The organism is Kitasatospora sp. NPDC059160, from assembly GCF_042755465.1.
In the GTDB taxonomy this organism is placed as follows: domain Bacteria; phylum Actinomycetota; class Actinomycetes; order Streptomycetales; family Streptomycetaceae; genus Kitasatospora.
In genome coordinates this window covers 1-16,704 of sequence record NZ_JBHZCN010000104.1, presented here as the reverse complement: position 1 = coordinate 16,704, position 16,704 = coordinate 1, and the positions used below count along the sequence as shown (strand labels likewise).

Genomic DNA, 16,704 nt, shown 5'->3' with positions numbered 1-16,704 from the left:
CTGACACCTGACAGATTTCAGATTTCAGATTTCAGATTTCAGCGAACAGATAACGTTCGCTGTTCGTTGAAACCTGTCAGTTGTCAGCCGTCAGCTGCTCCCCGTCAGCCCCGCCCGGCCGCCGCCCGGGCGGCCGGGGAGGTGGCGAGGTAACCCAGCGCCTGGCTGGAGGAGCCCTCCTGGGTCGGGTGGTAGCCCGGCCGGAGGTAGCGCAGCCCGGAGCGGAGGGAGCGGACCGGATCCGGCAGCAGCCCGCGCTTGGCGATCCGACTCGCCTCCCGCCAGGTGGGCCTGAGCCGCCCCTCCAGGGTCGGGTCGGCGGCGAGCAGGAAGCGGGCGCCGCGCACCCAGAGGTGCACCAGCAGCGGCCCGGAGATCGCCATGCCGCGGACCCGCCGCAGGTAGCCCGGGTCCAGGTGGACCATCAGGTCGAAGGCGACGCTGCGGTGCTCGACCTCCTCGGCGCCGTGCCAGCGCAGCAGGTCCAGCATCGTCGGGTCGGCCTTGGCCCGGTCCAGGCCCGGGGAGTTGAGCGCCCAGTTGCCGAGGAAGGCGGTGAAGTGCTCGATCGCCGCGACGAAGGCGACCCGTTCGATGACGTTCTCCCGCCGCTGCGCCGGCGTCAGGCCCGGCTTGTCGCCGAGGACGCGCTGGAACAGCCAGGAGATCTGCCGGACGTACGGGCGCGGGTCGAGGCCCTGGCCGAGCAGGTGGTCGAGCACCTCCTGGTGGGCCTCGGCGTGGATGGCCTCCTGCCCGATGAAGCCGAGCACCTCCTCGCGCAGCTGCTCGTCCCGGATCAGCGGCAGCGCTTCCTTGAACACCTTGACGAACCAGCGCTCGCCCTCGGGCAGCAGCAGGTGCAGCACGTTGATCACGTGGGTGGCCATCGGCTCGTCCGGGATCCAGTGCAGCGGCAGCCGGGCCCAGTCGAAGCGGACGTCCCGGGGTTCCAGGACGAGGCTCTCGTGCACCCGCGCAGCGGGGGCGGCGACGGCGGGGACGGGGGTGGGGCGGGGCATGGCAGGCCCTCCTGACCTGGGGGCGGCGGCTCGACTCTCGGAAACGTACTCGCCGGTAGCGGTGGGGACAAGGGGTTCGGCACCTCTTATCGACATCGAGTCTAATAAGTGATGTGCACCGCGGGGCACCCCCGGAGAAACCCACCCCCGGAAACCCTCCCGCGGCAACCCTCCCGCGGAAAGCGCGCGGGCCCCGCCGGACGACGCGTCCGACGGGGCCCCACGAGCGAGCGGTGCTCAGACCGCCATCGCCAGTATCAGCGGCGCCGCCCGGGCGGCCAGCAGTTCGGCCGCGGCCCTGAGCTTGTGGATGTTGTCCACGGGCATCGAGGTGGCCAGGCAGCCGACCGTGCTGCCCGCCGTGATCGGCACCGCCGCGCAGACGGTGCCGAGCGCGTACTCCTGGATGTCCAGCACCGGCACCGTCGCGGGCTGGCGCTCCAGCCGGTGCATCAGCTGGTCGGCATCGGTGACGGTGCGGGAGGTCAGCCGGGCGACCGGGTGCCGGGAGAGGTGGTCCCGCCGGCCGTCCGCGTCGAGCTGGCTGAGCAGGCACTTGCCGATCGCGCTGGCGTGCGCGGTGGCACGGAAGTCCACCCACTCCTGGACGGCGGGCGCGTAGTCGGCGGCGGCGACCGCCTCGACCGACAACTCCCCGTCGTGGTACCGGGTGAAGTAGACCGCGGCGCCCAACTCGTCCCGGAGTTCGGCGAGTTTGCGGTTCAGCCGGGCCTTGACGAGCTGTTCCCGGTTGTGCTGCCCGAGCAGGGCGAAGGTGCCGCCGAGCACCCAACCGCCGTCCTGGCACTGGAGGTAGCCCTCGATCTCCAGGATCTCGGCGAGCCGGCGGACGGTCGGCAGGCCCAGCGAGGTCTCCCGCGCGAGCCCGACCAGGGTGGCGCCGTCGGGGTGCCGGTCGACGGCCTCCAGCAGTCTGAGGGCGTGCTGCAGGGAGGTGAACGGGCCCGTCGGGCCCTGGTCCAGCGCGGCGTGACGACCCGGGGCTGGTGTCGACATGTCGTCCCCTTCCGATGTCCCCCCACGGAGCGACCGCGGGCGGTCTCCAGCCTATCCACCCCGGGCCCCGGGCGGCTGCCGTCCGTGAATATCCGTGAACATTCCGTGGAGCACGGCCGGTCGGCTGGTACAAGGGGCCCCGCGCACACGCACGAACGGAACCCGCACCCGACACCTCGTCCGCCGCAGCGCCCCCGCGAAGCCCGACGGGCCCCTCCCCCACTGCCCGGGGGGAGGGGCCCGTCGTGGAGCCGCCGGGGTGCGGGCCCCGGCGGTCCTGAGGGTGCGGAAGGTCGGTGCGAAAGGTCGGTGCGGAGAGTGCGAGGAGGGTCGGCCCGCGGAGGGTCAGCCCTCGTCGCCCGCGCGGAGCTTGGCGACGGCGGCCTCCAGGCGGGCGCCGTACTCCTCGTCGGCGGCGTGGAAGTGGGCGAGGTTCTTCTCCACCACGTCGTCCCGGCTGACCTGCGACAGGAAGCCGGCGATGTTGTCGATCAGGCGGGTCCGCTCGCCCTGCGACATCAGCCGGTAGAGCTCGCCGGCCTGGAAGAAGTCGTCGTCCTTGGTGTGGGCCGGCGTGGTGTAGGTGCCGGTGTAGCCGTCGACCTTGACCGGCGCCGCGAGCGCGCCGTCGGTCTGGGCCGGGCCGTCGTACGAGTTGGGCTCGTAGTTCTTGCCGCGGCCCGCGCTGTTGACGGCCATGAGGCCGTCCCGGCCGTAGTTGGCGGCCTCGGTGGCGTGCGGGGCGTTCACCGGCAGCAGGGTGTGGTTGACGCCGAGGCGGTAGCGCTGGGCGTCGGCGTAGGCGAACAGCCGGCCCTGGAGCATCTTGTCCGGGGAGGGGCCGATGCCGGGCACGAAGTTGTTCGGCGAGAACGCGGACTGCTCGACCTCGGCGAAGACGTTCTCCGGGTTCCTGTTGAGCACCAGGCGGCCGACCTTGACCAGCGGGTAGTCGGCGTGCGGCCACACCTTGGTGAGGTCGAAGGGGTTGAAGCGGTAGTCCGCGGCCTCGGCGACCGGCATCAGCTGGACGTAGAGGGTCCAGGACGGGAACACGCCCCGCTCGATGGCCTGGTGGAGGTCGCGCTGGTGCGAGTCGGCGTCGGCGCCGACCACCTCGGCGGCCTGGTCGCCGTCCAGGCTGCGGATGCCCTGGTTGGTCTTGAAGTGGTACTTCACCCAGTAGGCCTCGCCCTCGGCGTTGACCCACTGGTAGGTGTGCGAGCCGTAGCCGTTCATGTGGCGGTACGAGGCGGGGATGCCGCGGTCGCCGAACAGCCAGGTGATCTGGTGGGTCGAGGCCGGCGAGTGGGCCCAGAAGTCCCAGACGTTGTCCGCCTCCTGCACGCCGGTGTACGGGTCGCGCTTCTGCGAGTGGATGAAGTCGGGGAACTTGACCGGGTCCTTGATGAAGAACACCGGGGTGTTGTTGCCGACGAGGTCGTAGTTGCCCTGCTCGGTGTAGAACTTCAGCGCGAAGCCGCGCGGGTCGCGCACCGCGTCGCTGGCGCCGAGGTTGCCGGCCACCGTGGAGAAGCGGAGGAAGACCTCGGTGCGCTTGCCGACCTCCGACAGGAACGCCGCCCGGGTGTACTTCGACACCTCGTCGGTGACCTCGAAGTAGCCGTACGCGCCGGAGCCGCGGGCGTGCACGACGCGCTCCGGGATGCGCTCGCGGTTGAACCGGGCCAGCTTCTCCAGCAGCTGCTGGTCCTGGATCAGCAGCGGGCCGTACTCGCCGGCCGAGGCCGAGTTCTGGTTGTCGGCGACCGGGGCGCCGGACTCCGTGGTCAGGATCTTGGACATGGAGGGTCCTTCAGGTGTCGATAAGGCGGTGCGTGGAGAGGTGGAGCGGGCGGGCGGGCGAGCCCCGCTCAGACGCCCAGCAGGCGCCACAGCGCCGAGCGGCGGCGGGCGGAGTGCTCGCCGTCCGGGCCGTCGGCCGGCTGGAGGCCGGCGACCGCGGCGGTGGCCGCGGCCGGGTCCGCCAGCGGGCGGGCGGCGGCCAGGACGGCGGCCTCCTCCGCGCCGAGGCCGGCGTCGACGAGGGCGGCGGCGGCCTCCGCGGCCGGGACGGCGTTGAACCAGCGCAGCGCGAGGGCCGCGCGGCCGGCCTCGGTGAGGCGGCCGGTGAGCCGCAGGCGGGCGAGGCCGCCGTCCGGGTAGACGTTGATCCGCACGTGGGTCACCGGGCGGCCGACGTCGAGCCGGAAGCGGTGCCGGGTGTCGGGCTGCAGGCGGGTGCGGGGCAGGATCTCGAACCACTCGCCGTCGGCCGGCGCCTGCGAGGTCGCGGCCTGCCCGGTCGAGGCGTCGAAGCCGATCAGGTCGGCCCAGCCGGGGGCATTGGCGACGAAGTGGGTGGTGTCCACCTCGACCGCCAGGGCCTCACCGCCCCCGGCCAGGGCGATCTGAACCCAGTCGTTGGCCTTGTCGCGCCGACGACGGGTCTCCCAGCCCTCGCCCATGACGGAGGCGCGACCGGGAGCGTTCAGGTTGTGCGGGGAGGAGAAGTAGCGGTCGGACGCCGCCTCGGCCACGCCGCCGTACTCCTGGGCGGCCAGGTCGAAGGTGAGGCCGTCCAGTTCGCGCGGGTCGGGCAGCACCTCGCCGTGCACCCGCAGGCGGGCCACGCCGCCGTCCGGGTAGATGTTGAGCCGCACGTGGGTGTAGCGGGAGTCGTCCTGGACGGCGAACTCGTGGGCGGTGTCGCCCCGCAGCGGGGTGCGCGGCACGAGGACGGTCCACTCGGCGGCCCGCAGCTCCTCGGGCGAGGGGTGCCCGGGGACGGAGGCGGCCTCGACCACGGCGCTCTCCGGGTAGTTGCCGGTGAAGTGCGCGGTGTCGACGATCACGCCGCGGATCGCACCGCCGACGCCGAGCCGGACGATCGCCCAGTCGTGGTCCTGGTCGGTGGGGTGCGGCTGGTCCGCGGAGACGCCGCGGCGGCGCTTGGACTCCCAGCCGTCCATGATCTGGCCCTTGTGGCCGAAAGTGTGCGGGCGGAACTCGGCCGGCTTGGCCACCAGCAGGTTCTCGGCGTCCGCGAAGGTGTCCTCGTTGGTGGCGACGACGCCCGCGCCGAGCAGCCGGGAGGCCAGGTTGACCAGCTCGGTGAAGGGAGCGCTCGGGGTGTCGGCAGTGGTCACTGACTCTCCTCGGAAGGCTTGGTGGGTAAGGGAGTTGGCAGGCCCGGAGCGAGGGACCGAAGCGAGGGCCCGATCCGCCGGGGGCCGATCCGCCGGGGGCTGGTCCGCCGGGCCGTTCGCCGGGCTAGTCCGCGGGGCGCAGCAGCTGGCGGCCGAAGGGCTCGGCCCCGGTGTCCACCGCCCGGCCGCGCAGCCAGGTGGTGCGCACGGCGCCGCTCAGGGTCCGTCCGGCGTACGGGGTGACCGGGTTGCGGTGGTGCAGCTCGCCCGCGTGGACGGCGAACTCCCCGTCGGGGTCGAAGGCGACCAGGTCGGCGTCGCAGCCCGCCGCGATGGCGCCCTTGGTGCCGGTGAGGCCGACCAGTTCGGCCGGTCCGGCGGACATCCAGCGCACCACGTCGGCGAGCGTGTGGCCGCGTCGGCGGGCCTCGGTCCAGATGGCGGGCAGGCCCAGCTGGAGCGAGGCGATGCCGCCCCAGGCCGCCGCGAAGTCGCCGCTGCCGCCGAACTCGGGCAGCAGCTTGAGGTCGGGGGTGGACGGCGAGTGGTCCGAGACGACGGCGGTGAACTCGCCGTCGGCCAGGGCCTGCCAGAGGGCGTCCCGGTTGGCCTCGTCGCGGATCGGCGGGCAGCACTTGAAGGCGGTGTCGCCGTCGGGCACCTGCTCGGCGGCGAGCGTCAGGTAGTGCGGGCAGGTCTCGGCGGTGACCCGCACGCCCGCCTCGCGGGCCCGACGCAGCAGGGGCAGCACGGCCGCCGAGGAGACGTGCAGGATGTGCACCCGGGCACCGGTGCGCCGGGCCGTGTCGAGCAGGTGGGCGACCGCGGCGGTCTCCGCGCCGGCCGGGCGGGAGGCGAGGAAGTCCCGGTAGTGGACGCCGGGTTGCTGCGGCGCGGCGGCCAGCACGGCCGGGTCCTCGGCGTGGATGATCGCCAGTGCCCCGATCCGGGCCTGCTCGGCCAGCGCGGCCTCCAGGTCGGCGGCCTCGACGTGCGGGAACTCGTCGACGCCGGACGGGGCGAGGAAGCTCTTGAAGCCGAACACGCCCGCCCGGTGCAGGGGTTCGAGGTCCGGGACGTTGCCGGGCACGGCCCCGCCCCAGAAGCCGAGGTCGACCCAGGCCTGGCCCTCGGCGGTCTTCCGCTTGACGTCCAGCCCCGCCACCGTGGTGGTGGGCGGTACGGAGTTGAGCGGCATGTCGATGATCGTGGTGACGCCGCCGGCCGCGGCGGCCCGGGTGGCGGTGGCGAAGCCCTCCCACTCGGTCCGGCCGGGCTCGTTGACGTGCACGTGGGTGTCGACCAGGCCGGGCAGCAGCGCGGTGTCGCCGAGGTCGACGAGGTCGCTGTCGCCGACCACGAGCGATCCGTGGGCGGCGACCTGCTCGATCCTGCCGTCCCGGATCAGCACGTCCGCGGGGCGCTCGCCCTCGGGCAGCACCGCCCGGCGGGAGCGGATCACCGCTGGCTGGCTGATCGGCATGGGGACCTCCGGAACCTGGGAGTTGGGGGTGGCGGAACACGGGTGGGGTCGAAGGATTGCCGGGAGCCTAGGCCCGCCTTCAACAAAACGTCAATGGAGGAACGTACGAGGGCTCAGCCCGGCAGCAGCTCCACGGCCAGCCGCTCCCCCGCCACCTCGGCCAGCTCGCCGGCCCTGGTCATGCTGTCCCCCGGCTGCTCGGCCAGGTCGGTGAGGGCGACCGCGGCGGTGAAGCCGGCCGCCCGCCACTCGGGCTCGGACAGCTCCAGCCGACCCGCCACGGCGGCCACCCGAACCCCCGCCCGGGCAGCCGCCGCGGCGACTCCGGCGGGGGCCTTGCCATGGAGCGTCTGAGCGTCCAGGCAGCCCTCACCGGTGACGACGAGGCGTGCCCCACGCACGGCCTCGTCGAAACCCAGCAGTTCGAGCAGCAGCTCGATACCGGGTCGCATGGTGGCGCCGAGCAGGGCGAGGGCGGCGAAGCCCACCCCGCCCGCGGCCCCGGCGCCGGGGGCCTCCCGCACGTCCCGACCGGTCACCGCGGCCACCCGGTCGGCGAAGCGGGTCAGCCCCTGCTCCAGGACCACCAGGTCGTCGCCGTCGGCGCCCTTCTGCGGGCCGTAGACGGCGGTGGCGCCGCGCGGGCCCAGCAGCGGGTTGTCCACGTCGCAGGCGACCACGACGTCCACCCCGGTCAGCAGCTCGGCCAGCGGGCCGAGGTCGATCCGCTCCAGGCGGCGCAACGAGGCTCCGCCGGGCGGAAGTTCGACGTCGTCGGCGTCCCGCAGCCGGACCCCGAGCGCCTGCACCATGCCGGCCCCGCCGTCCGTGCAGGCGCTGCCGCCGAGGCCGAGCACGATCCGCTTGGCACCCATCGACACCGCGCGGGCGATCAGCTGGCCGACGCCGTAGGAGCCGGCCGCGAGCGGGGCGGTCCGGCCGCCGGGCAGCCGGGCGAGCCCGGAGGCCTGGGCCAGTTCGACCACGGCGGTGTCGCCGCGGACGGCCAGGGCGGCGTCCACCGGCAGGCCGGTCGGACCGGCCACCTTGGCCGGGACGCGGTCGAACCCGGCCGCGAGCGCCGCGGCCAGGGTGCCCTCACCGCCGTCGGCGACGGGCAGTTCGCGCACGTCGGCGCCGGGTGCGGCACGCCGGATGCCGGCGGCGATCCGGGCGGCGACCTCGGCACCCTCCAGGGTGCCCTTGAACTTGTCCGGCGCTACGACCACGTGGCCCTTGAGGGGGGTGGGGGGCATCGGTGGTCCTCACTTCCGTGCGGGTCGGGCGGTGTTCCACGAACATGGGTCCGGACAAGCATGGGTCCGGTGGCACCGGGGTTGCGACCCCCCTGGCCGGGCGGTGCGGCCCGGCCCGGGGCCGAGCTCCCGCGGGAGCGCCGGTCCCGGAGGATCGTCGCTTCCGTGGGAGCGCCGGTCCCGTAGGGGGTGCGACCCCCTCCCCGCCGTTCCCCTCGACCCGCTTCCGACGTTCGAGGGGCTCCCCTCGGCGAGGAGGGGGCCAGGCGACGCACCGCTGGCACGACCGAAGTGCCCCCGGGGGAGGGTGTGTGCGTCACCGGCTTGGATCGACCGGCGGGCGGGCGGATGAGCCCCTGCCCGCACGCCGGTCGGGTCTGGCCTCCTGGTGGCGCGGGCACGACCGGATCAGGTACACGCCACCAGGAGGAGTCTGTGGGGCCTCGGCCCCTCGGGTCAGGCGACCTCGCGGCCCGAGAGCCGCTCGACGCCGCGCAGCAGCGCCGAGTGGTCGAGCGAACCGTCGCCGTTGGCCCGGGCGGAGGCGACCAGCTGGGCGACCACGGCGCCGACCGGCAGCGCGGCGCCCACGGCGCGGGCGGCGTCGGTGACGATGCCCATGTCCTTGTGGTGCAGGTCGATCCGGAAGCCGGGGGCGAACTCGCGGTTGAGCATGTTCGCCTTCTTGCGGTTGAGCACCGTGGAGCCGGCCAGGCCGCCGCCGAGCACGTCCAGCGCGGCCGCGAGGTCGACGCCGGCGTTCTCCAGGAACACCACGGCCTCGGCGAGCACCTGGATGTTGACCGCGACGATCAGCTGGTTGGCGGCCTTGACGGTCTGGCCGGCGCCGTCGGGGCCGACGTGGACGACCGTGGTGCCGAGCGCGTCGAACAGCGGCTTCGCCTCGGCGAAGTCCGCCGCCTCGCCGCCGACCATGATCGACAGCACCGCCTCGACCGCACCGGCCTCGCCGCCGGAGACCGGGGCGTCCAGGGTGCGCACGCCCTTCTCCCGGGCGGCCTTGCCGACCTTGATGGAGGTCTGCGGGGTGATCGAGGACATGTCGATCACCAGGGTGCCGGCCTGGACGTTCTCCAGGACGCCGCCCTCACCGAGGATGACCGCCTCGACGTGCGGGTCGGCCGGGACCATGGTGATGACGACCTCGGCGTCCTTCACCGCGTCGGCGATGCTGGCGGCGCCGTGGCCGCCGGCCGCGATCACGGTGTCGATAGAGGCCTGGGAGAGGTCGAAGCCGGTCACGTGGTGGCCGGCCTTGACCAGGTTGACGGCCATGGGCTTGCCCATGATGCCGAGGCCGACGAAGGCAATCTTGCGGGAGGCGCTCATCGCGTCGGGTTCCTTACGTGTACGGGTGGGGAGGGGTGACGGGCCGGACGGGCGCCGCGGTACGCCGCGTACCCGGGCCGGACGGGCGCCGGGGGCGCCGGGTCGGCCGGCGGAGTGGGCGCCGGCGGAGTGGGCGCCGGGTCAGCGGGCGGCGCGCAGCTCGCGCGGCAGCCAGTCGAAGCTGTCGGCGCTGACGCCGGTGGAGGGGCGGTACTCCAGGCCGATCGAGCCGCTGTAGCCGGCCGCGCTGAGCCGGGTGAACAGGTCCTCGAAGTCCAGCCCGCCGGTGCCGGGCTCGTTGCGGCCCGGGTTGTCGGCGATCTGCACGTGGCCGATCCGGTCGGCGTAGGTGTCGATGACGGCCGCCAGGTCCTCGCCGTTCTTGGCCAGGTGGTACAGGTCGCAGAGGAACCTGGCGTTCCCCAGGCCGGTGGCGGCGTTGACCTTGTCGACCACCTCGACCGCGGCGGCCGCGGAGACCAGCGGGTAGTCCGGGGACTCGGCCGCGTTGAGGGCCTCGATCAGCAGGACGGCACCGATCTCGTGGGCCGCCCGGGCCGCGAGCACCAGGTTCTCCAGTGCGACCGCGTCCTGCTCGGCCGGCTCGACGCCCTCGACCCGGTTGCCGTACAGCGCGTTGAGCGCGGTGGCACCGAGCGAGGCGGCCAGTTCCGCGGCGACCGGGACGTTGGCCCGGAAGCGCTCCCGCTCGGACGGGACCGAGACGGTTCCCCGGGCGCCCTGGCTGAGGTCGTCCAGGAAGTTGAGGCCGGTGAGCCGGACGCCCGCGTCACTGAACGCCTTGCGCAGCGCGTCGAGTTCGGCCCGACCCGGGCTGTGTTCGGTGCCGAAGGGCCACCAGAGTTCGGCGGCCGTGAAGCCGGCCGCGGCGGCGGCCGCGGGGCGCTCCAGCAGCGGGAGTTCGCCGAACAGGATCGACAGGTTGACCGTGAAGCCGTGCTTGGCAGCCGCCGTCACGTCCATCACCTCTCACTCTCTCTTCCTTCATCCGCAACTTCCACGATCCGGAAGAGGGATTCTGTGTGGTGGAAGCATCTCCGGCCCGCCGAGCGGGTGTCAAGGCTGCCGCAACATTTTGTTGAAGTGGCTCCGAGGGGTCCGCCCACCGACCCCGCGACTGTTCGATCGCCCAGGCCCTGCCCCCGCCCACCCCCGCTCGCTAGAGTGAGCGGGTGCGATTGATGGTGGAGTTCACGACAGAACCGTTCGAACTGGACACGTTCCCCGAGCACGCCGCGACGGCCCGCAAGGTCGTCGACGAGGCCGGCCTGGACGTGGCGGTCGGCCCCTTCGGGACCGGCGCCGAGGGCGAGGCCGACCAGGTCCTCGCCGCGGTGACCCGGCTGCTCCGGGAGACCCTGGACGCCGGGGCGACCCGCATCTCCGTCCAGGTGAGCGTGCTGGGAGAGGAGGGCGGTACGCCGTGACCGAGCACGTGGAGCACCCGCTCGCCGCGGCGGTCAAGCCGCTGCTGGACGCGGTCGGCGCGACGCCCGTCCCACTGGACGAGGCGAAGGCCGAGGACGTCGTCCTGGAGTGGGAGGGCACCCCGGCCCTGGCCGTCCGGCTGCCGCACCTGAGCAGTGCGCTGGACCGGCTGCTGGCCGAGATGGCCCGCCAGTTCGACGGCCGCCCGCTGGCCGAGCTGGACCGCTGGGAGAAGCAGCGGGTCGTCGCCCTCCTGGAGGAGCGCGGCGCCTTCACCGTCCGCCACGGGGTCGAGACGGTCGCCTCGGCCCTGGGCGTCAGCCGCTTCACCGTGTACAACTACCTGAACCGCCAGGACGGCACGAAGCCGTCCTGAGCGCGGCTCGCGGGCTCCCCGCGAAGAGCTCACGAGGAACCCACGAGGGGTTCGCGAGGAACCCGCGAGGGGTTCGCGGACGGGTGACCCCGCCGCTGTGGACAGTCTCGACCGGCCCACGGCGGGGCACACTTGGCGAATCGCACACGAAAGGGCCCCGCAGCGCGGCCCGGTTCAAAACGTAACCACCAAGGGTTCAACAAACTGTTGACGGCAGGGTGGGGCCGATCTAGCTTTTCCGGGTGGCACCACTCTTCAGGAGGTCCACTCGTGACCAACCACCCCCACGCCCTCGACTCCCTGGCCGCGGCCGATGCCGCGAAGCTGGAGGAGATCCTGCTGGAGGTATGCTCCAGCCCCCGTTGGGCCGCCGCCGTCGCACAGACCCGACCCTGGTCCAGCCGTGAGGCCCTGCTCGCCGCCAACGCGGCGGCCATGGCCGCGCTGACCGTCGCGGACCTGCGCGACGCGATGGCCGGACACGCCCGGATCGGCCGGCCCAAGGAGGGCGACGCCACCTCCGAGCGCGAACAGGCCGGCATCCAGGGCGTGGACCGGGCGGTCCTCGACGAACTGCACGAGGCCAACACCGCCTACGAGGCGAAGTTCGGCCACGTGTTCCTGATCTGCGCGACCGGCCGCACCGCGGTCACCATGCTCACGGCCCTGCGCGAGCGCCACCCCAACGACCCCGCCACCGAGGCGGAGATCGTCCGGGGCGAGCTGCGCAAGATCAACGACATCCGGCTGAGCCGCCTCCTCGACGGTTCCTGACGCATCGTCAAGAATGCTCGGCAGGAAGGGCGTCCCATCCCGGACGCCCCACCCCGGACGTGCGCTCCGCGCGATCTGACGCACCATCACCTCTGCCATCAGTAAGGTCACCTCACCCATGACTGGCATCTCCACCCACGTGCTCGACACCAGCCTCGGCCGCCCGGCCGAGGGCGTCCCGGTCGAGCTCGCACTGCACACCGAGGGTGGCTGGCAGGTGCTCGGCACCTCCGCCACGGACTCCGACGGCCGGGTCAAGGACCTCCCGGCCGTGGAGGCGGGCTCGGTCGTCCGGCTGCTCTTCGACACCGGCGCGTACTACGCGCGGGGGTCCGCGGAGCCGCCGTTCTTCCCCGAGGTCTCGATCGTCTTCACGGTCGCGCCCGAGCAGCACCACTACCACGTGCCGCTGCTGCTGAACCCGTTCGGATACTCGGTCTACCGCGGAAGCTAGTGGACCGACCTGGAAGCTTAGGAGCCTGTCATGGCCCACGTGCTCGGTCAGAACCAGTACGGCAAGGCGGAGAACCGCATCGTCCGGGTCTACCGCGACTCCACCCGGCACGAGATCAAGGACCTGAACGTCTCGGTCTCCCTCCAGGGCGAGTTCGAGGACGTCCACCTCACCGGGTCGAACGCCAACTGCCTTCCCACCGACACCACCAAGAACACCGTGTACGCCTTCGCCAAGGAGTACGGCATCGACTCGGCCGAGGCCTTCGGCATCCTGCTGGCCCGGCACTTCGTCGACGACACCGAGCGCGGCGTCGTGCACAGCGCCCGGATCCGGATCGAGGAGTACGCCTGGGACCGGATCAGGACGCCGGACAGCTCGGCCCGGTTCATCGGCTCGGAGGAGGTCGGCCACTCCTTCGTCCGCACCGGCCAGGAGACCCGCACCACCGAGATCGTCTACGACGGCGAGACGGTGCAGGTCATCTCCGGCCTCAAGGACCTCATCGTCATGAACTCCACCAACTCGGAGTTCTGGGGCTACATCAAGGACAAGTACACCACCCTCCAGGAGGCGTACGACCGCATCCTCGCCACCCAGGTCACCGCCCGCTGGAAGTACGGCTACAGCGGTCGCGACGGCGAGGCCCAGCCCAACTGGAACCGCTCCTACACCCACGTGAAGCGGCACATGCTGGAGGCGTTCGCCGAGACCTACTCCTACTCGCTGCAGCAGACCCTGCACGCGATGGGCACCCGGGTCCTCAACAACCGCGCCGAGGTGGACGAGGTACGCCTCGAACTGCCCAACAAGCACCACTTCCTCGTCGACCTGGAGCCGTTCGGCCTCAAGAACGAGAACGAGGTCTACTACGCCGCGGACCGCATGTACGGCCTGATCGAGGGCACCGTGCACCGCGAGGGCGTCGTCCCGGTCATCCCGGTCGCCTGACCTCCCCCACCCCGCTCACCCCACCCCATGGACTCCGCCCGGAATCGCCGCACCCTCCGGCCCGCTCGGGCCGGTCGAGTTCGGGCGGACCGCACCACCATCGCCACCCGCACCACCATCGCCACTCGTACCACCGCACCACGCTCCACCTGTTTCTCCACCCCCACCAACCGGAGTTCGTGCTCGCCTCGCGGCGGCCGGCCCGGGGCACTGGAGAAGCGTCCCGAGGGATCCTTGCTCCGCCGTCCCGCCCTCGGGGGATCTCCAGCGCCACGGGCGCGCCGGGAGCCACGGGCACAAGAGGGGCTCGACATGGCACCCAGCAACACCAGCAGTAACGACGGCGGTTCCACCCCTGCAAGAACCCCAGGCCCGGACGGTACGTCGACCCGCCTGCCCGGCGGGCCGTCCGGGTCCGGGACCCACCCCGTGGACGAGGTGCTGCCCCCGGTGAAGCTGTTCTCCACCGGGCTCCAGCACGTCGCCGCGATGTACGCGGGAGTCGTCGCACCCCCGCTCATCGTCGGCGCCGGCGTCGGACTCTCCGCCACCGACCTCGCCCTGCTCATATCGGCCAGCCTGTTCACCGCCGGACTGGCCACCCTGCTCCAGACCCTCGGCATCTGGAAGATCGGCGCACGACTGCCGTTCGTGAACGGCGTGTCGTTCGCGGGCGTCGCGCCCATGATCGCCATCGCCAAGGGCTCCATCGAAAAAACAGGCGGACCGAAGGACGCCCTCCCGGTGATCTTCGGCGCGGTGATCGTCGCGGGGGCCCTGTGCTTCCTCGCGGCGCCGTACTTCTGCAAGCTCATCCGGTTCTTCCCCCCGGTCGTCCAGGGCACCGTGATCACCCTCATCGGGGTGTCCCTGCTCCCGGTGGCGGTGAACTGGGCGCGCGGCGGCTCGCCGGGCGCCCCCGGGTACGGCTCCGTACGGGCCGTCGGCCTCGCCGCGATCACCCTCGCCGCGGTGGTGCTCTGCAACCGGCTGCTGCGCGGCTTCTGGCAGCAGCTGTCCCTGCTCATCGGCTTGGCGTTCGGCACCCTGGTCGCCTTCCCGCTGGGGCTGGCCGACTTCGGCGCGGTCCAGGACGCGAAGGTCTTCGCGCTCCCGTCCCCGTTCCACTTCGGCGCGCCCGCCTTCGACGCGGCCGCGATCGTCTCGATGTGCATCGTCATGGTGGTCTCGATGACCGAGTCCACCGCCGACATGCTCGCCCTCGGCAAGATCGTCGAGCGCGAGGCCGACGAACCCACGCTCGCCGCCGGCCTCCGGGCCGACGGACTGGCCACCGCGCTCAGCCCCGTCTTCAACGGCTTCGCCGCCAGCGCCTTCGCCCAGAACATCGGGCTGGTGGCGCTGACCAAGATCCGCAGTCGCTTCGTGGTCGCGGCCGGCGGAGGCATCCTGATCCTGCTGGGACTCTTCCCGGTCCTCGGCTCGGTCGTCTCGCTGGTGCCGCAGCCCGTTCTCGGCGGTGCCGGGATCGTCCTCTTCGGCACGGTCGCGGCGAGCGGGATCCGCACCCTCGCGGAAGCCGGCATGGAGTCCAGCGCCAACACCATCCTGGTGTCGGTCTCGCTCGGGGTCGGCATCATCCCGATCGCCGTACCCACCTTCTACGACGCCTTCCCGGAGGCGGTCCGGACCCTGATGCACTCGGGGATCTCGGCCGGCTGCGTGATGGCCGTCCTGCTCAACCTGCTGTTCCACCACGTCGGAACCGCCCGCCGGTCCGCATCGCAGTCCAGGTCCGGCGAGGCCCCCGGCGCGACGGTGCCGACGGCGACACCGTCCTGACCGGTCCGGGCAGGGGCGCACACCACTCGGTGCGCGCCCCTCCTGGCCCTCCCCCATAGGAGTGACACCATGGCAGTCCAGCCCCCGCCCGCCGACCAGCGGATCGTGATCGAGAACGTCGCGATCGCCACGGTCGACGCCGTCGACACCGAGTACGCCCGCGGCCACGTGGTCATCCTCGGCAACCGGATCGAATCCGTCGGCAACGGCCCCGCCCCGGCGTGGCTGGACAACGTGGTGCGCCGGATCAACGGCGAGGGCCACCTGCTCACCCCCGGCCTGGTCAACACCCACCACCACTTCTACCAGTGGATCACCCGCGGCCTCGCCCAGGACAACATCCTCTTCGACTGGCTGGTCGCCCTCTACCCGACCTGGGCCCGGATCGACGACAAGCTCGTGCACGCCGCCAGCCAGGGCTCGGCCGCCGCCCTGCTCAAGTCCGGCTGCACCACCGCCTCGGACCACCACTACGTCTTCCCCAAGGACGGCGGCGACATCCTCGGCGCCTCGATCGAGGCCGTCCAGGAGCTCGGCCTGCGCTTCACCGCGCTGCGCGGCTCGATGGACCGCAGCAAGAAGGACGGCGGACTGCCGCCGGACCACGCCGTCGAGGAGCTGGACGACATCCTGGCCGCCTCCGAGGCCGCCGTCGACCGCTACCACGACTCCTCCTTCGGCTCGATGCTGCACGTCGCGCTGGCGCCCTGTTCGCCCTTCTCGGTCTCCACCGACCTGCTCCGCCAGTCCGCCGAACTCGCCCGCCGCAAGGGCGTCCGGCTGCACACCCACGGCTCCGAGACGGCCGAGGAGGAGCAGTTCTGCAAGGAGCTGTTCGGCATGGGGCCGACCGACTACTTCGAGTCGGTCGGCTGGCTCGGCGAGGACGTCTGGATGGCGCACTGCGTCCACATGAACGACTCCGACATCGCCAAGTTCGCCGAGACCGGCACCGGCGTGGCGCACTGCCCCTCCTCCAACGCCCGCCTGGCCGCCGGGATCGCCCGGGTGCCCGACATGCTCAAGGCCGGCGTACCGGTCGGGCTCGGCGTCGACGGCACCGCCTCCAACGAGTCCGGCGAGCTGGGCACCGAGCTGCGCAACGCGCTGCTGATCAACCGGCTGCACGGCTCCCCGACCGCGCTGACCGGGCGCCAGGCGCTGCGGCTGGGCACCATGGGCGGCGCCCGGGTGCTCGGGCGGCAGGCCGAGATCGGCTCCATCGAGGCCGGCAAGCTGGCCGACCTGGCGCTGTGGAAGATCGACGGGGTCATGCACTCCTCGATCGCCGACCCGGTCGCGGCCCTCACCTTCGGCGCCCTGCCGCCGCTGGCGACCCTGTTCGTCAACGGCAACGCCGTCGTCGAGAAGGGCGAGCTGACCACCGTCAACGAGGACCGGATCGCGCGTGCCTGCGCCCGCGCGGCCAAGGAGCTCGCCTCCCGGCCCGTCTGACGGTCCGCCGGGCGGGCCGGAGCTGCCCTCCGGCCCGCCCGGCCCACTGGTTCCGGAGCGCGCCCAGGGACGGTGCGTGACCCGGACTCCGTACGCCCGTCCGGGCGTACGGACCGCGCGCCCCCAAAACCCGGGCTGGGTGTGGGGCGCCGGGTGCCCGCGGGC

Annotated in this window: 15 protein-coding genes; 7 read left to right on the top strand and 8 right to left on the bottom strand. The window is 72.6% G+C overall.

Annotated elements, in window-relative coordinates:
- Positions 1-104: 104 nt before the first annotated feature.
- From ACFXOZ_RS33625 to ACFXOZ_RS33590, 8 genes are all read right to left on the bottom strand, one after another.
- Positions 105-1,022, bottom strand: a complete 918-nt coding sequence (locus ACFXOZ_RS33625) for a metal-dependent hydrolase (RefSeq protein WP_380404861.1) — start codon at positions 1,020-1,022, stop codon at positions 105-107.
- Positions 1,023-1,259: 237 nt separating this feature from the next.
- Positions 1,260-2,039: an IclR family transcriptional regulator gene (locus ACFXOZ_RS33620; RefSeq protein WP_375891457.1), complete on the bottom strand. Its 780-nt coding sequence runs from the start codon at positions 2,037-2,039 to the stop codon at positions 1,260-1,262.
- 345 nt (positions 2,040-2,384) lie between these two features.
- Positions 2,385-3,845 carry a catalase gene (locus tag ACFXOZ_RS33615; RefSeq protein WP_375891456.1) on the bottom strand — a complete coding sequence of 487 codons (1,461 nt, stop codon included), beginning with the start codon at positions 3,843-3,845 and terminating at the stop codon, positions 2,385-2,387.
- Positions 3,846-3,913: 68 nt separating this feature from the next.
- Positions 3,914-5,188 (bottom strand): allantoicase, encoded by a 1,275-nt coding sequence (gene alc, locus ACFXOZ_RS33610; RefSeq protein WP_380529152.1) that lies wholly within the window; start codon positions 5,186-5,188, stop codon positions 3,914-3,916.
- A 124-nt stretch (positions 5,189-5,312) separates the two neighbouring features.
- Positions 5,313-6,671 (bottom strand): allantoinase AllB, encoded by a 1,359-nt coding sequence (allB, locus tag ACFXOZ_RS33605; protein ID WP_380529154.1) that lies wholly within the window; start codon positions 6,669-6,671, stop codon positions 5,313-5,315.
- 113 nt (positions 6,672-6,784) lie between these two features.
- Positions 6,785-7,927: a glycerate kinase gene (locus tag ACFXOZ_RS33600; protein WP_375891453.1), complete on the bottom strand. Its 1,143-nt coding sequence runs from the start codon at positions 7,925-7,927 to the stop codon at positions 6,785-6,787.
- Between the two features lie 456 nt (positions 7,928-8,383).
- On the bottom strand, positions 8,384-9,277 hold the full coding sequence (locus ACFXOZ_RS33595; protein ID WP_380404843.1) for a 2-hydroxy-3-oxopropionate reductase: 894 nt from the start codon (positions 9,275-9,277) through the stop codon (positions 8,384-8,386).
- Between the two features lie 141 nt (positions 9,278-9,418).
- Positions 9,419-10,261 carry a TIM barrel protein gene (locus ACFXOZ_RS33590; RefSeq protein ID WP_380593701.1) on the bottom strand — a complete coding sequence of 281 codons (843 nt, stop codon included), beginning with the start codon at positions 10,259-10,261 and terminating at the stop codon, positions 9,419-9,421.
- Between the two features lie 218 nt (positions 10,262-10,479).
- Here ACFXOZ_RS33590 and ACFXOZ_RS33585 point away from each other — a divergent pair, with 218 nt between their 5' ends.
- From ACFXOZ_RS33585 to ACFXOZ_RS33555, 7 genes are all read left to right on the top strand, one after another.
- Positions 10,480-10,725 carry a thiamine-binding protein gene (locus ACFXOZ_RS33585; RefSeq protein WP_375891475.1) on the top strand — a complete coding sequence of 82 codons (246 nt, stop codon included), beginning with the start codon at positions 10,480-10,482 and terminating at the stop codon, positions 10,723-10,725.
- Entirely contained in the window at positions 10,722-11,102 is a 381-nt protein-coding gene (locus ACFXOZ_RS33580; protein WP_375891450.1) for a helix-turn-helix domain-containing protein, read from the top strand. The genes ACFXOZ_RS33585 and ACFXOZ_RS33580 overlap by 4 nt, the downstream gene beginning before the upstream one ends.
- Positions 11,103-11,372: 270 nt before the next feature.
- A complete protein-coding gene (uraD, locus tag ACFXOZ_RS33575) occupies positions 11,373-11,876 on the top strand; it encodes a 2-oxo-4-hydroxy-4-carboxy-5-ureidoimidazoline decarboxylase (protein ID WP_380593700.1) in 504 nt (167 codons plus the stop codon).
- Positions 11,877-11,994: 118 nt separating this feature from the next.
- Positions 11,995-12,330 carry a hydroxyisourate hydrolase gene (gene uraH / locus ACFXOZ_RS33570; protein WP_375891448.1) on the top strand — a complete coding sequence of 112 codons (336 nt, stop codon included), beginning with the start codon at positions 11,995-11,997 and terminating at the stop codon, positions 12,328-12,330.
- 30 nt (positions 12,331-12,360) lie between these two features.
- Positions 12,361-13,281 (top strand): factor-independent urate hydroxylase, encoded by a 921-nt coding sequence (gene pucL, locus ACFXOZ_RS33565; protein ID WP_375891447.1) that lies wholly within the window; start codon positions 12,361-12,363, stop codon positions 13,279-13,281.
- A 312-nt stretch (positions 13,282-13,593) separates the two neighbouring features.
- A complete protein-coding gene (locus ACFXOZ_RS33560) occupies positions 13,594-15,084 on the top strand; it encodes a nucleobase:cation symporter-2 family protein (protein ID WP_380593699.1) in 1,491 nt (496 codons plus the stop codon).
- A 69-nt stretch (positions 15,085-15,153) separates the two neighbouring features.
- A complete protein-coding gene (locus tag ACFXOZ_RS33555; protein ID WP_375891445.1) occupies positions 15,154-16,539 on the top strand; it encodes an 8-oxoguanine deaminase in 1,386 nt (461 codons plus the stop codon).
- Positions 16,540-16,704 lie beyond the last annotated feature (165 nt).